Source organism: Acinetobacter sp. D009, assembly GCF_038562025.1.
Lineage (GTDB): Bacteria > Pseudomonadota > Gammaproteobacteria > Pseudomonadales > Moraxellaceae > Acinetobacter > Acinetobacter pittii.
Window position 1 is genome coordinate 1,342,793 of sequence record NZ_CP151886.1, and the last position, 15,012, is coordinate 1,357,804.

Sequence of the window (15,012 nt, forward strand, 5' to 3'; positions counted from 1 at the left end):
ATAAGTCTCTCTTCTAAAGCATTAACCTGTATTTATTGCGAATAAATAAAATGGAGATAAAAGATGCTTAACGATTTTTTGAAGCCAACTTTAGGCATTACGGTTGTATGTGTACTTGCAGGATGTGCATCATCATCTCAATATCCAATTACTGATAGTTATGGTCCAGAACCAAAACTTCCTCAGCCTAAATCAAGCTTATTACCGACAGTGAATATAGCTCCAGCAGAGGGCTGGCCAAATGGCGCTATGCCAACTCCAGCAGAAGGTTTAAAGGTCAAAGCCTTCGCCAAAGGACTTGAGCACCCGCGTTGGCTTTATGTATTACCAAATGGCGATGTATTGGTTGCTGAAACAGATGCTCCGCCTAAACCGGAAGACAGCAAAGGTATTAAAGGTAAAATCATGACTTTTGTGATGAGGCGTGCAGGCTCATCTCATCCGAGCGCAAACCGTATTAGTTTACTTCGTGATACCAATGGAGACGGAGTTGCCGATCAGAAAACAGTATTTCTTCAAAACTTAAATTCTCCATTTGGTATGGCATTGGTCGGTAATAACTTATATATCGCTAATACGGATGCACTGGTGCGTTTTCCTTACCAAGAAGGAGAAACTCAAATTACAGCCAGTGGAACCAAAGTATTGGACTTACCGGGTGGTGCCTTAAACCATCATTGGACCAAAAATGTAATTGCTAACCCAGCTGGAACCAAGCTGTACATTACCGTTGGTTCTAACAGTAACGTTGCTGAAAATGGTTTAGATCAAGAAAAAGGTCGTGCACAAATTACAGAGTTTGATATTGCAAGTGGTCAGTCACGCCCATTTGCAACAGGACTGCGTAATCCTAATGGTATGGCTTGGCAACCTCAAAGCGGTAAACTTTGGACGGTGGTTAATGAGCGCGATGAAATCGGTAGTGACCTAGTACCCGATTATATGACTTCGGTTCAAGACGGTGCTTTTTATGGTTGGCCTTATAGCTACTATGGTCAACATGTAGATGTGCGAGTAAAACCGCAAAATCCTGAAATGGTTGCTCGTGCAATTAAACCCGACTATGCACTAGGCAACCATACGGCTTCTTTAGGCCTGGCATTTTATGCAGCCGAACTGATGCCACAATTTAGAGGTGGGGCATTGATCGGTCAGCATGGTTCTTGGAACCGTAAGCCTCACAGTGGTTATAAAGTTATTTTTGTACCATTTAGAAGTGGTCAACCTTCTGGTCCACCGCAAGATATCTTGACTGGATTCCTCAGCGATAAAGGCAAAGCGTATGGTCGCCCTGTGGGTGTAGCAATTGATTTCTCAGGTGCTGTGTTAGTTGCAGATGATGTGGGCAATACGATTTGGCGCGTTTCGCCAGTTGCTGAGACGACTTATGAAGCTCCAATGAAACATGCTATTGGAACCCCGCCAGGCACACCATAAAGTGTTTTAACGATCATTTATTAGCATGGGTGGTCTTTAAGCTTTATAAAGGCTCGCCCAAATGGCTATTATTTAATTTTTAAATAATTGAACGAAAAAAATACTAATTGGACTTTATAAGCCAACTTCTCAAAAATGAATATGTGAAAACGATAATGATGTTTAAGGAACAAACACATGAATACACATATTCGAATTGCCGTGGTCGGTGGTGGTATTGCTGGTCTGGCTTTAGCAAGTAATTTAAGTAAACACGCCCATTTAGATGTCCAAATGTTTGAATCTGCACCTCAGTTTTCTGAAATTGGGGCAGGGATTTCTTTTGGTGCCAATGCAGTTAAAGCCATTGAACTGTTAGGTTTAGCTAACGAATATCATGCAATTGCAGATAAAGTATCGCCACCATTTCAAGATGTTTGGTTTCAATGGCGCAATGGTTATACCGATGAATATTTATCAGCATCGATCGCGACAGGTGTAGGGCAGTCATCTGTTCATCGTGCTGACTTTCTTGATGCCATTATTCCTCACATGCCTACGCAAAATGTCCATTTTTCTAAACGCCTTGAGGCGATTGAAGAACAAGATGATCAGGTGATTTTGCACTTTAATGATGGTGGTCAGCATGAGTGCGATTATTTGATAGGGGCTGATGGTATCCGCTCTGTGGCTCGCCAATATGTTTTAGCTTCTCATCATTTACCACCAGTTCATCCACGATTTTCAGGAACTTGGGCATATCGTGGCATTATTTCTCACGCTTCATTTAAAGAAGCTTTGCAACAAGTAAATGGCGATACAGATTTAGCAGATATTCCCCAAATGTTATTGGGCAAAAACAAACATATTTTAACGTTCCCAATTCGTAAAGGTGAGCAAATTAATATCGTTGCTTTCTGTTCAAACCGCGAAGATACAATACTACCAGCCGATACACCGTGGACTAAGCCTGTCGATAAAGCTCAAATGCTTTCCGATTTTTCAGACTGGAGTGAAAGCTGTCAAACATTACTCAATTTAATTGAACAGCCTACCATTTGGGCCTTACATGAAATTGAAGAACTTTCGACTTATCAAAGTATCTCAGGTCATATCATTGTCATGGGCGACGCTGCACATGCCATGTTACCTCATCAAGGTGCTGGAGCAGGCCAAGGTCTTGAAGATGCATTAATTCTCGCGGCCTTATTGTCGACAAAAAACTTACAAGCAGATCAATTAACTGATGTGTCTTCGATATATGAAAAGCTCCGTTTAAAACGTGCTTCTCGTGTTCAGCAAACTTCTCGTGAGTCTGGCGAAATTTATGAGTGTTATTCGACTCAGTACCCAACGTTTGCCGAAATTGGCGAACATCTTGAGCATCGCTTTGACTGGTTATGGCAACACGACCTAGAACAGGATGTTGCAGAAGCACAGCAACAATTACATCAGCTAGGAATGGCAACCATTTAAATAAATTTTTGTTTTACACGCAATTTGCTAAGGAAAGCAATTATGGAAAAACTAAATGCAAATCAATTGATTGATGATGCAAGATTAACGCCATTACATTGGCGGGTGATCTTGCTGAGTGCGCTCATTATTATTTTTGATGGTTATGATTTAGTCATTTATGGCGTTGCATTACCCAAGCTTATGCAACACTGGCAGTTAGATAGTATGACTGCTGGATTGCTGGGCAGTGTTGCATTATTTGGCATGATGTTTGGTGCCATGATTTTCGGTAGCTTGGCTGACAAATTAGAGCCATATGGCTTTAGCCGTAAGCGTTTAATTATGCTGTGTGTCTTCATTTTTAGTGGTTTTACAGTGTTATGCGGTTTTGCCAACAGTCCTAAAGAGTTTTCTATTTATCGTTTTATTGCTGGCCTAGGTTTGGGCGGTGTAATGCCGAATGTTATTGCCTTAATGACCGAATTTGCCCCAAAGAAATTACGATCAACTTTAGTATCACTCATGTTTAGCGGCTATGCGATTGGCGGGATGAGTTCAGCGCTTTTAGGCATGTGGTTGGTTCCTAAATTTGGTTGGCAAATCATGTTTATTCTGGCAGGTATTCCACTCATTTCATTACCTATTATTTGGAAGTTTTTACCCGAATCAATTGATTATCTAGTTCGCCAGAAAAAATGGAAAGAGGTACGTGATTTACTTCAACAATTAACACCACAACAAAGCATAACTGATCATACGAGTATCGTATTACACCAAGAAAATCAACAAACTGCTATTCGGCCTTTGGTTGCTCTATTTACCGAGAACCGTGCTTTAGTCACTGTATTTTTCTGGTTGAGTGTATTTATGGCTTTACTGATGGTGTATGCGCTCGGTAACTGGATACCAAAACTCATGGTCGATGCAGGATATGATTTATCAACCAGTCTCGTCTTTTTACTAGCGCTAAACTTGGGTGGGATGTTGGGCGCAATCGCTGGAGGATACTTTGCTGATCGTTTTCATTTAGGCAAAGTAATTTGTTCACTCTTCTTAGCGGGAGCAATTTCACTTTACTTGCTGAGCTATGCTTTACCTATGGTCATTTTATATCTCTGTATTGCCATTGCAGGAGCGGCGTCTATCGGCGGGCAAATTTTATTGCTAGCTTATATGGCTCAGTTTTATCCTTCACCAATTCGCAGTACTGGGATTGGTATGGCTTTGGGTGTAGGTCGTATTGGGGCGATTCTAGGTCCGATTTTATGCGGCTGGCTTTTAAGTTTACATCTACCGATTGAATATAATTTTATCGCGTTAGCCATTCCTTGCGTGCTGGCAACCTTAAGTGTTATTGCCATAAGTATTTGTAATCGAACTAAACGTGTAATGCTGAATTCAAGTATATCTTCATAAAAATTAAGCGCTTTTATTCCCATAAAGGAACTAAACTCTAAGCAAAGAAGTTAAAGTCTTTGTTTAGAGTATTTAAAGGATCAGAACCATGGATTTAGGTTTGATTAAAGTTTTTGTCTGTATTTATGAGTCTCGGCATATTAGTAAAGCTGCTGATAAATTAAATTTGAGCCAGCCTTCTGTAACTTATAATTTGAACCGTTTACGCCGTCAGTTAAATGATGAATTGTTTACCCGAAGCAGAGGTGGCGTCGAACCTACAAAAGTTGCACATGAGCTTTATCCGATTTTTCATCAAGCAATTTTTAATATTGAGTCAGCGATTGCTCAAGCACAGGAATTTCATCCTGAAAACTCAAATAAAACTTTCCGAATTGGACTCTCGGACGCTGGGGAGATTTGCCTCTTGCCTAGTCTTATGGCTTTTTTGCAGAAAACAGCACCCTATATTCAAATTGAGATTGAAGAGATTCAGTCGTCTAAGGTTGAACAGTGGCTTATTGATGGCTTTTTAGATCTAGCCGTATTTAATAGTACGCAGACCATAATGCCTAAAATAGAAACACGCACTCTATTTGAAGAAAGATATGTATGTATTGCTAGAGCTGACCATCCAAGGCTACAGCAGCAACTGACATTAGAGCAATATTTGCAAGAAGATCATGTTGCCATCAAGTCATCGACAGGGCATATCCAAGTTGAGCAATATTTAAAAACAATGGATTTGAAGCGACGAATTCGTTTAGAAGTTCCACATTTTAGTGTTTTACAAGGTGTTTTGCAGAGTTCAGATATGTTGGTGACATTACCATCGCGAGCAGCTCGGCATTATCTAGCTCATGGTAATGTCCAAATGTTTGAATTACCTTTTGCCATGGATTCTTTTAAAGTGAGCTTGAACTGGTTTAATCGTAGTGATGATATTATTGCCAGAAAATGGCTGATTCAATCTGTCGGTCAAATATTTGAAGTTTTATAAGAACAATTTACAGCTATTTAAAATTCATTTTCAGATTAATGGCTTTGATCTGAGAAGTTAAAGTTCTTTCCAATTTATTATTAAATTTTGATAGCATTCGCGTTATACACAATAAGAATTGTATATGAATCATGACAGATCAATTAAGAGCAAAATTTGAGAATTTAGAACTGAACGCAGGTTTAGGGAAAATCAGCGCCTTTATTTCCATGTCACTCAGCTTGCTTTGCTTATTTGGTGCATTATGTTTTTTATTTCCCAGTGTATTAACGACTCCAGAACTCCGCCCTCTTTACGCAAAACATTATCATCTTTTTTATTATGGACTGATTACGGGCATTATTATTAGCGCTGGTTTCGGTGCATTTAGTGCAATTGTCCGTCAAAACCGATATGGCTTTTACGGACTATGTTTTTCACTTGTAGCAGCAGTTTTGGGGCGTGGGGTAATTGAAGCACCCGTTTTACCAAGTGTACCGTTTTATGCAGGTATCGATTATTTTGTACTGACCTTATTCATTTTAGCATTCATTTTTATTCCGCTTGAAGGTTTTTTTGCTAAAAATCCTGAACAGAAAATATTAAGGGTGGGCTGGGTGACCGATATGAAGTATTTCATGGTCAGTCATATTGGCATTCAATTATTTAGCTTTTTAACCGTCATGCCGATTCAATATTGGATTACGCATCTACCTGATAATCCAATTGTGCCTTATGTACAAGCTCAGCCGATTTGGCTGCAATTTATTGAACTATTAATTGTGGTCGACTTTACGGTGTATTGGTTGCACCGTGCTATGCATGAAGTTAATTTCTTATGGCGCTTTCACGCAATTCATCATTCGACTGAATATATGGATTGGTTAGCATCTTCTCGTCTGCATGTCATTGAAGTGCTAATGACTCGCTTCATTGCCACTTTACCGATTTTCTTGTTAGGTTTTCATACTTCAGCTGTTTTTGCTTATTTAATCTTTATTTCGTTTCACGCTATTTTCATTCATTCCAATGTACGTTTTCGTTTTCCATATTTGCGCTGGATTATCGCAACGCCAGAGTTTCACCATTGGCATCATTCTTCAGAAAAACCAGCCATTGATAAAAATTACGCTGCTTTTATTCCTTTATATGATGTCATCTTCAAAAGTGTATATATGCCAAATCATCTGGCAAGCGTGTATGGCACGGTAGGTTATAAAATTCCAAATAGTTTTATAAAACAATTTACATGGCCATTTAAAAAGTATGTAAAGCGGTTTTTAAAACCTTGGCGTGATCAATAAAATAAAAAATAGCCTCTATAGAGGTTATTTTTTATAGGCTTATTTACTTTTAAAGTTTTTAAAAATCAGAAGAAGGGCAACAAGCGACAGTAAGGCAATAAAACAAATATAACTATTTGCTGTACTCATCAGCCCAATTTTCCCAACAAAATAACCAGCTAAAATTGCAGGAATACTAAATGCTAAATAACTTTCAACAAAAAATGCAGCCATAAGTCCTGCGCGTTCTTCTGGTAAAGCTAGCGGCATTACTGTGCGGATTGCGCCCATAAAAGCTGTACCAAAACCCACACCCGTAATAATAGAACCAAGAAATAAAACTATTGCATTTGTAAGATTAATTGCTAAAAATAAAATGGTAGAACCAATAGCAATTGAAAGAGTCCCTGTTAATAAAATACGATAATTTGTCGACTTTCTAAGCGTTAATATACCTGCCGCACCTGAGAGTGCTAGCGCTATAAACATAATACCGTTTAGCCATGCCGATGAAGTATGGAAAATTTTTGCCAGTAAAGATGGCATAAGTGATAGGAAGAAACCACTGACCATCCAAAGAGCAATATTAATCGGACTAATACTCAATAAAGCACTTTTTGTTTGTGGGGGAATAGCCATATTGGGTTTTAAAGAGGCAAGTGCACCCGATCTTTTTTGTGCTGTTTCAGGAGTAAAAAAACTTAAAATGAGTTCACAAACAAGAAGAAGACATAAAAATTCAAAAACAAGCTGTAACGGTTGGGCAGAGAATTGCAAAATTGAACAAGTTAGAAATATACCAACAGCCATGCCGACCATTGGTGCGATACTATTAATAAGCGAACCCTGAAGCTTACTAAAATCTAAAATTGCTGCGCCTATAGCCGAGACAGCAAGCCCTGTTGCGATTCCTTGTAAGCCCCGTGCAATAAATAACATCGAAACATCTGAAGCAAATAAGAAAAAGCTCATCGAAATAATTTGCAGAAAAATGGCTGCAATAATGACAGGACGGCGTCCAATATAGTCAGACAAAGAACCAATAATCAGTAATGAACCCAGCAAAGTAAAAGCATAAGTTGCAAAAATTAAAGTCAAAGTGACAGGTGAAAATTGCCAAAGCTGTTGGTATAGACGATAAAGTGGAGTCGGTGCACTAGACGCCGCCATAAAAGTCATGAGCGTGATTGTATTAAGTGTCAATGCACTTGCACTATCTAACTGAAAAACTGATCCAGACCGTTTTGAACTTGAATTGTTCATATAAGATGAATAACATAAAAGCGAATATTTAGCTTTTATACATTATTTTCACACTAAAGCAAATCCTTAGCTTTAGTGTATTTTGTATATAGATATAAATATTTATAAATTTTTTGATTCCTTTTACAGAGTTTATAAATGGCAAAAGTTGTTACTGGCTTACGTCCTGGCGGTCGTAGTGAAAGAATTCAAACTGCGGTGCACCAAGCGGTAAAAGAGCTTCAAAAAACCTTAGAGCAGAGCCAGATTACCATACCTATGATCGCTCATGAGGCAGGAGTAACACCTTCGACAATTTACCGCCGTTGGGGCGATATTAATCAGCTATTTTCAGATGTAGCCCTAAATGAACTTAAACCTGATATGGAACCAAAAGATTTAGGTTCATTTCAGCTAGATATCACTGCATGGATTGAACAATATTTTGAGGAGTATTCTTCTGAAGTTGGTCAAACATTATTGCGTGATGTGCTATATACAGCCGACTCTTCAAATGCAAGAAAATGTGAAACCTTAATTATTCAACAACTTGATATTATTCAAGCCAGAGCTAAATCGCGTAATGAACCCACTATAAATAATGAAGAAATTATCGAAGCTGTTATTGCCCCTATGCTATTTCGCATCTTATTCACTGAACGTACCTTAAGCTTAGATTACGTCCACATTTTATTGGAACGGTTATTTAACGCTCCCTAATTTGAATTAATTTATCAAAGCCTATTAGTAGGATTTTTTTAACAAAAACGAGACACTTTATCTTGTTAAAAAATTATATATCAATTTTTCTTATTATTTTAAAACTAAATTTTCATAATTTATAATTTACATGTTTTTTATAAAATCATTTATTTAATAAATGTTGTACCTGTATTAGACAATTAAACTTCTACAGCCATTTTTATGCATGTTTTTATTTAAAATATTAAGATTAAATAATGCTTTATAGTGAATTTTGGTTATTTTTTTATTTTTTTAAACTAGAAAATTAAAATGATTTTATATAATTTATTGCATGATTATTGAATTTGACATTTTTTAAATTTATAACACAGGCCGTTTTTTATTCTTTACAATGGCTTTTCCTTGATAAAGCAGCTTGTGGTGCACGCTTTATATTTTATTTTTTTATCCCCATCGAAAAGGTATTTAGATAATGGATTTCAATACCCTTGACCAAGAAACGGTACAGAAAAAACAGAAGTTTCACCAAATTTTGTATGTACAGGTCATCTTTGCAATTATTTTGGGCATTTTAATTGGTCATTTTTACCCAGAACTTGGCGAAAGTTTAAAACCGCTTGGTGATGCATTCATCAAGATCGTTAAAATGATTATTGCTCCCGTCATCTTTTTAACAGTTGTTACAGGCATTGCCAGTATGACAAACATGAGCCGAGTCGGCCGTGTAACTGGCAAAGCTATGCTTTATTTCCTTACCTTCTCAAGCTTGGCGCTTGTGGTTGGTATGATTGTGGCAAATATTATCCAACCAGGTAAAGGTCTTAATATTGACCCCGCTACCTTAGTTAACGATAAAGTAAATACTTACGTTGAAAAGGCGCATGCAACAAATATTACTGACTTCTTCATGAATATTATCCCGCAAACTTTAGTTAGCCCTCTGGCAGGTGGCGAGATTTTGCAGGTTCTGTTTGTGGCGGTGTTATTTGGTATTTCTTTGGCTGCATTGGGTGACCGTGCACGTCCAATTACTGACTTCTTAAATAACTTAACAGCTCCAGTTTTTTACCTTGTTGGTATGTTAATGAAGCTGGCTCCAATCGGTGCTTTTGGTGCAATGGCTTTTACCATTGGTGCGTATGGAATCGAATCAATTGGTAATTTATTACTATTAATTATGACGTTCTATATTACAGCGGTATTGTTTGTCATAGTGATTTTAGGAGCAGTAGCCCGTTACAATGGCTTCTCAATTATTCATTTAATCCGTTATATCAAAGATGAGCTTTGGTTGGTTTTAGGAACAAGTTCTTCTGAAGCAGCTTTACCATCTTTAATGGATAAAATGCAAAAAGCAGGTTGTGAAAAATCAGTGGTAGGTTTGGTGATTCCGACAGGTTATTCATTTAACCTTGATGGTACAAATATCTACATGACTATGGCGGCTCTGTTCATCGCACAAGCGTGTAATGTTGACTTATCAATTAGTGAACAAATTGCATTGCTTCTTGTGGCAATGGTAAGTTCTAAAGGTGCAGCAGGGGTGACTGGCGCAGGCTTTATTACTCTGGCTGCAACTCTATCGGTTGTACCGGCGGTTCCTGTAGCAGGTATGGCTTTAATTCTTGGTATTGACCGTTTTATGTCTGAGTGCCGTGCATTAACAAATTTAGTTGGTAATGCTTGCGCAACAATTGTTGTAGCACGATGGGATAAAGCTTTAGATAAAGATCTTTTAGATAAAGCTTTAAAGAACCCTAAAGCAGAATAATCTTATAAAAAAATCTGTAGCTGAGGGCAATTTGGGAGAGTAGCCCCGCTACAGATTTTTTGTTTAATATCTAACAATATATTTTAATTAAACCATTCTAAAGTTCTGCAATATTACTTATCTTTCAAAAAGACAATACTGTAAATCGAGTCGTAAAAAATTATGCTTTTAAGTGATCCTCAAACTCTTCACCTAATTGCATCGCTAATGAATTACCTGCTAAATCACAGGTCACTAAACCATATTCTTTTTTAAAACTAAAAGTAAAACCTTTTCCATCAGCAAGATTTTTAACTGAATACCCTAACTTTTCTAACCAAATACGAAACGCAATCAAATTTTTAGCTTTAACAACCTTTTTCACGTGAGAACTCCTTCTATCCGTGGCATTACATCTTATTTATTAATAGGGTTTTAATTAGATTTTTTAAAGGGGGAAAACTTTGTTTTATTTTGCAACTTGTAAAAAAAGTAAGATAGAGAAAGAACAGTTTTCATTTTTATAAAAATATGGTGGTGTTATGTAACTAAAAAATAAAAACTTTTTTTCTAATGGGTTGTTTATTGGCGTGTTTTTAAGAAAATATAAATTTGAGGGAATTTTTAAAAAGATGAATAAATATGAAGAAAGTAAATGTAAAAAATAATTACGATCAACGTGCGCTATGCAAAAAGATACAGTTCTTAAAATGAAACTGTATCTCTTAAAAGGAGAAGCTTTAACTTTAAAAGTTATCTTTAAGTGCACGTAAATGAGCAAAGTCTTCAGCACTTTCTGCACGAAGAAAAGGATTGGTGGCTAATTCTAGTTCAATCGTACTCGGAAGGGTGATTGATCCTTGTTTACGTAGCTCACGAACTTCTTCAGCTCGTTCAGATAAGGCGTGGTTATGCGGCTCTACCGTTAAGGCAAATTCGGCATTTGAAAGCGTGTATTCATGCGTACAATAAACTTTGGTTTGTGTTGGTAGCGCTGCTAAACGACTAAGTGAGTGATACATTTGTTCAGCCGTACCTTCAAATAATCGTCCACATCCCATTGCAAACAAAGTGTCACCGCAGAATACAGCTTCTAACTCTTCAATAAAATACACAATGTGCCCTAAGGTGTGACCTGGGGTCGCGATAATCTCTACTTTTAAATCATTAAATTTTAAATGATCGTCATGTTGTAAGGGGTGAGTAATTCCCGGAATTTTTGAGAGCTCATCACGTGGACCATAGACAGTAATATTTTGGCCAGCCGTTAAATCCGCTACACCACCGATATGGTCTTTATGCCAATGAGTGAGCCAGATTTGTTTTAAAGTGAGTTGATAATTTTGACAAAATTGAGTCACAAGATCAGCTTCTGTTGGATCAACTGCAACAGCCTCTTGGGTTTCAGTATCTTCTAAAATCCAGATATAGTTTTGGAGGGCATTCTGTACATCAATAAAATGAATTCTATAACGCATTGTTTTATCCTAAAACCAAATCCAAAGAGTAAGTAATCGCTGTTTTTGATAATAACAGAAAATGGTATTAAGCCACTCACTCAACCTTTTTATGAAAATGATGTATGTAAAACAAAAAAGCCCCCATTTAGGGAGCTTTTTATATGAGTAATTTAACGGATCTTAGAGAGCCAGTTACCTAGCGTCTGTACAATCTGTACTAAGAGCAATAGAACAATTACTGTTAAAATTACAACGCTTGTATCAAAACGTTGGTAACCATAAGAGATTGCTAAGTCACCAATACCACCTGCGCCCACTGCACCAGCCATTGCTGTTGCACCAATCAAACTGATTGTGGCTGTTGTGAGATTTAGAATGAGTGAACTGCGTGCTTCTGGCAAAATAAAGCGGTAAATAATTTGCCAAGGTGTAGCACCCATCGCCTGAGCAGATTCAATAATTCCTTCATTTACTTCGAGTAGGGAAGTTTCAATCAGACGTCCCATATATGGACCAACGTAAATTGTTAAAGGAACGATCGCTGCCCACGTACCAATTGAAGTACCTACCAATAACTTGGTAAGAGGAATCACTGCAATAAGTAAAATAATAAATGGGAGAGAGCGTAACGCATTTACAATCGGGTTGAGTAAATGATAGACGAATCTATTTGGCAAAATACCTTCTGGGCGAGTTACAAGCAAGATAACCCCTTGAATGAAACCCCAAATACCACCAAATAACAGCGCAAAAAACACCATGTGAAATGTTTCTTGTAGAGCTGTTACAAACTGGTCAATTGAAAGGGAACTGTGCCAGAAAGGTTGAGTTAGTTCAGTTAACCACTGTACGATTAAATCTCTCATACTTGATCTCCTGATTGAACTACACTCACTTCATTTTTCTCTAAAAACTCGATAGCCTGTTTAATCAACTGAGGCTCACCTAGAAGCTGTACAAACATTTGACCAATGACAGTACCGTTAATTTCAGTCATGTTGGCGAATAAGATATTTAAACTAATATCAAATTGTTTAATCAGTGACTGAATTACAGGTTCTTGAGCAGAACGGCCCAAAAACTGTAAACAGTAGATGCTATGGTGATGCTGATTCTCGAGTTGATTTAAAATATTTACAGGCAACTGTTGATGTAACACAGTTTGAATAAAGTTTTTAGTCGTCGGATGTTGAGGATTACTAAAGATATCAATCGTTGAACCTTGTTCAATGACTTTACCAGCTTCCATCACAGCTACATGATCACAAACAGTTTCAATGACATCCATTTCATGGGTCACCATAACGATTGTGATTTTTTGCTCTTGATTGATTTTCTTGAGTAACTCTAAAACAGACTTGGTTGTTTGCGGGTCTAGGGCAGAGGTTGCTTCATCACACAAAAGAATTTTTGGATGATTTGCCAAAGCACGAGCAATACCGACACGTTGCTTTTGGCCGCCAGAAAGTTCATCAGGATAAGCATCTTTTTTATGCTTAAGATCAATGAACTCCAATAACTCATTTAAGCGCTTTTCACGTTCTGCTTTATTGTAATTCAGCAGACGCATTGGCATTTCGATATTTTCAGCAACCGTTTTGGTTTGTAGCAAATTGAAGTGCTGAAAAATCATACCAATATTTGCACGTTCCTGACGTAATGAACGCGCATCCAAAGCAGTGAAGTCCTTTTGATTAATGATAACCTGACCTTCATTTGGTCGTTCAAGTAAGTTAATCAGGCGGATTAAAGTACTTTTACCTGCACCACTATAGCCAATAATGCCAAAAATACTCCCTTCAGGAATTTCCAAATTAATTTGGTCCAGAGCTCGTATGGTTTGGCCTTTAAGCTGATAGTGCTTTGAAATGTTTTTAAATTGAATCATGTCGTCAAAAACTATGCTAAAAAGAAAAAACAGGCAAAGAGTCTTTGCCTGTTTCGCGTTGCAGCTATTATATTACTATTTAGCTTCCGTGAGGTAGCTGATTGGCTGATTCACGTCAACTTTTGTACCACCAAAGTGTTGTTCAACGTATTTTTTAACAGCTTCAGTGTGGTATAGCTGACCAACTTTCTGAAGAATTGGGTCATCTTTGCGAGATTCAGCTGTTGCAAGGATGTTTACATTCAGTTTAGTGCTTTGGTCAACAGGTTCATAGTAGATAGAATCTTTAAGTACGTTTAAACCACCTTCTAAAGCTAACGTATTACCCAAAACAATTGCATCAACTTCATCTTTTACGCGTACAGCTGTCGCCATTTGGATTGGTTTGATATCAATTTTTTTACTGTTATCGATAATATCGCTTGGTGTGCCTTTAGCAGGGTCGAAGTCTGCTTTAAGTTTAATTAAGCCAGCACTTTGTAATAACAATAATGCACGAGCTTCATTCGCAGCATCATTAGGAATTGCAATGCTTGCACCTTGTTGGAATTCTTCTACTTTTTTATGTTTACTTGAGTAGATCCCCATTGGCTCAAGATAAGTTGTAGCAACTGGAGCAATTTTATCTTTATTTGATGCATTGAAAGCCACCAAATATGCATAAGATTGGAATGCATTTAAGTCGACTTCTTTATTTGCTACAGCTGTATTCATTGCAACATAATCAGTGAAATTTTTCACCTCAAGCTTAACACCAGCAGCTTTAGTTTCTGGTAAAGTCGAAATATAACGCCAGATATCAGCGTCAGAACCAGTTGAGGCAATAACCACAGTTTGAGGTTGTGATGAATCACCACTCTTTCCAGCTTGTGGTTCACTTTGTTGTTTACCGCAAGCTGCAAGTAATAGTACAGACACGCTTAAAAAAAGACTGATCAGCTTTTTCATGTAAAAAAAGTCCTGATTAAGAGAGATATCAACTATTTAGTTGGCTCTCTAGAAAAGAGAATGAGTTTTGTTGTCACGTCACAAAGTTTTGAATGCTAAAAGTTATAACTTTTAGCTCTTTTCTAATTCCTCAGATACTTATTTTATCGTTTTTGATCTGTACTCAATAAAACTATTTTTCACAACAGTTCTATCATAAGTTGACAGTCTTTAAGCGATTTCTAAAAGTATTCAATGTTAAAAATAACTATTATCCCTAACAGAATTAGATGATGAACCTTAATATTTAAAGGCACAATAACTTTGTGGAAAGTTCCAACGCTTTATCTAATCATATCAATAAAAACATATTCAATATAGTGGACATGTTTCGATCTTATTGATTGGAAGTGAATAAAAACTGGGATTTATATAAAATTTTCTGATAAATAAGAATGAAATATAAAAAGCCCTCTTTAATAGAGGGCTTTTTATCAGTTGAGAGTTTT

Annotated in this window: 13 protein-coding genes; 7 read left to right on the top strand and 6 right to left on the bottom strand. The window is 37.2% G+C overall.

Going from position 1 to position 15,012, the window contains the following annotated elements; all coding sequences use genetic code 11:
* Nucleotides 1–63: 63 nt before the first annotated feature.
* The 5 genes from AAC388_RS06270 (at nt 64) to AAC388_RS06290 (ending at nt 6,552) form a co-directional block, all read left to right on the top strand.
* The gene (locus AAC388_RS06270) at nt 64–1,437 is read left to right on the top strand and encodes a sorbosone dehydrogenase family protein (RefSeq protein ID WP_342371343.1); all 1,374 of its coding nucleotides are present in this window, start codon (nt 64–66) and stop codon (nt 1,435–1,437) included.
* A gap of 177 nt (nt 1,438–1,614) precedes the next feature.
* Complete coding sequence (gene salA, locus AAC388_RS06275) at nt 1,615–2,892, top strand: salicylate 1-monooxygenase (RefSeq protein ID WP_342371344.1); 1,278 nt, start codon at nt 1,615–1,617, stop codon at nt 2,890–2,892.
* A 42-nt stretch (nt 2,893–2,934) separates the two neighbouring features.
* Nucleotides 2,935–4,290: an MFS transporter gene (locus AAC388_RS06280; protein ID WP_342371345.1), complete on the top strand. Its 1,356-nt coding sequence runs from the start codon at nt 2,935–2,937 to the stop codon at nt 4,288–4,290.
* An 88-nt stretch (nt 4,291–4,378) separates the two neighbouring features.
* Entirely contained in the window at nt 4,379–5,269 is an 891-nt protein-coding gene (locus AAC388_RS06285; protein ID WP_009391740.1) for a LysR family transcriptional regulator, read from the top strand.
* Nucleotides 5,270–5,400: 131 nt separating this feature from the next.
* A complete protein-coding gene (locus tag AAC388_RS06290; protein ID WP_342371346.1) occupies nt 5,401–6,552 on the top strand; it encodes a sterol desaturase family protein in 1,152 nt (383 codons plus the stop codon).
* A 39-nt stretch (nt 6,553–6,591) separates the two neighbouring features.
* Here AAC388_RS06290 and AAC388_RS06295 read toward each other — a convergent pair whose 3' ends face one another.
* Nucleotides 6,592–7,794 (bottom strand): MFS transporter, encoded by a 1,203-nt coding sequence (locus AAC388_RS06295; protein ID WP_342371347.1) that lies wholly within the window; start codon nt 7,792–7,794, stop codon nt 6,592–6,594.
* A 138-nt stretch (nt 7,795–7,932) separates the two neighbouring features.
* Here AAC388_RS06295 and AAC388_RS06300 point away from each other — a divergent pair, with 138 nt between their 5' ends.
* Together AAC388_RS06300 and AAC388_RS06305 are read left to right on the top strand one after the other, a co-directional pair.
* A complete protein-coding gene (locus AAC388_RS06300; RefSeq protein ID WP_014207150.1) occupies nt 7,933–8,493 on the top strand; it encodes a TetR/AcrR family transcriptional regulator in 561 nt (186 codons plus the stop codon).
* A 457-nt stretch (nt 8,494–8,950) separates the two neighbouring features.
* The gene (locus tag AAC388_RS06305) at nt 8,951–10,249 is read left to right on the top strand and encodes a dicarboxylate/amino acid:cation symporter (protein ID WP_002119617.1); all 1,299 of its coding nucleotides are present in this window, start codon (nt 8,951–8,953) and stop codon (nt 10,247–10,249) included.
* Between the two features lie 160 nt (nt 10,250–10,409).
* On the opposite strand, the gene AAC388_RS06310 is transcribed toward AAC388_RS06305, so the two are convergent.
* From AAC388_RS06310 to AAC388_RS06330, 5 genes are all read right to left on the bottom strand, one after another.
* Nucleotides 10,410–10,613 (bottom strand): hypothetical protein, encoded by a 204-nt coding sequence (locus AAC388_RS06310; protein WP_002119766.1) that lies wholly within the window; start codon nt 10,611–10,613, stop codon nt 10,410–10,412.
* 361 nt (nt 10,614–10,974) lie between these two features.
* Entirely contained in the window at nt 10,975–11,706 is a 732-nt protein-coding gene (gloB, locus tag AAC388_RS06315; RefSeq protein WP_005068466.1) for a hydroxyacylglutathione hydrolase, read from the bottom strand.
* 152 nt (nt 11,707–11,858) lie between these two features.
* Nucleotides 11,859–12,554, bottom strand: coding sequence for a methionine ABC transporter permease (locus AAC388_RS06320; RefSeq protein WP_002119707.1), 696 nt, complete (start codon nt 12,552–12,554; stop codon nt 11,859–11,861).
* Entirely contained in the window at nt 12,551–13,576 is a 1,026-nt protein-coding gene (locus AAC388_RS06325; protein ID WP_002119636.1) for a methionine ABC transporter ATP-binding protein, read from the bottom strand. Before AAC388_RS06325 ends, AAC388_RS06320 begins: the two co-directional genes overlap by 4 nt.
* A 75-nt stretch (nt 13,577–13,651) precedes the next feature.
* Nucleotides 13,652–14,524 carry a MetQ/NlpA family ABC transporter substrate-binding protein gene (locus AAC388_RS06330; protein WP_017480821.1) on the bottom strand — a complete coding sequence of 291 codons (873 nt, stop codon included), beginning with the start codon at nt 14,522–14,524 and terminating at the stop codon, nt 13,652–13,654.
* Nucleotides 14,525–15,012 lie beyond the last annotated feature (488 nt).

Excerpts from the sequence above, each read along its gene's own strand:
- AAC388_RS06270 (WP_342371343.1), top strand. The coding sequence starts at position 64 with ATGCTTAACGATTTTTTGAAGCCAACTTTAGGCATTACGGTTGTATGT.
- salA (WP_342371344.1), top strand. The coding sequence starts at position 1,615 with ATGAATACACATATTCGAATTGCCGTGGTCGGTGGTGGTATTGCTGGT.
- AAC388_RS06280 (WP_342371345.1), top strand. The coding sequence starts at position 2,935 with ATGGAAAAACTAAATGCAAATCAATTGATTGATGATGCAAGATTAACG.
- AAC388_RS06285 (WP_009391740.1), top strand. The coding sequence starts at position 4,379 with ATGGATTTAGGTTTGATTAAAGTTTTTGTCTGTATTTATGAGTCTCGG.
- AAC388_RS06290 (WP_342371346.1), top strand. The coding sequence starts at position 5,401 with ATGACAGATCAATTAAGAGCAAAATTTGAGAATTTAGAACTGAACGCA.
- AAC388_RS06295 (WP_342371347.1), bottom strand. The coding sequence starts at position 7,794 with ATGAACAATTCAAGTTCAAAACGGTCTGGATCAGTTTTTCAGTTAGAT.
- AAC388_RS06300 (WP_014207150.1), top strand. The coding sequence starts at position 7,933 with ATGGCAAAAGTTGTTACTGGCTTACGTCCTGGCGGTCGTAGTGAAAGA.
- AAC388_RS06305 (WP_002119617.1), top strand. The coding sequence starts at position 8,951 with ATGGATTTCAATACCCTTGACCAAGAAACGGTACAGAAAAAACAGAAG.
- gloB (WP_005068466.1), bottom strand. The coding sequence starts at position 11,706 with ATGCGTTATAGAATTCATTTTATTGATGTACAGAATGCCCTCCAAAAC.
- AAC388_RS06320 (WP_002119707.1), bottom strand. The coding sequence starts at position 12,554 with ATGAGAGATTTAATCGTACAGTGGTTAACTGAACTAACTCAACCTTTC.
- AAC388_RS06325 (WP_002119636.1), bottom strand. The coding sequence starts at position 13,576 with ATGATTCAATTTAAAAACATTTCAAAGCACTATCAGCTTAAAGGCCAA.
- AAC388_RS06330 (WP_017480821.1), bottom strand. The coding sequence starts at position 14,524 with ATGAAAAAGCTGATCAGTCTTTTTTTAAGCGTGTCTGTACTATTACTT.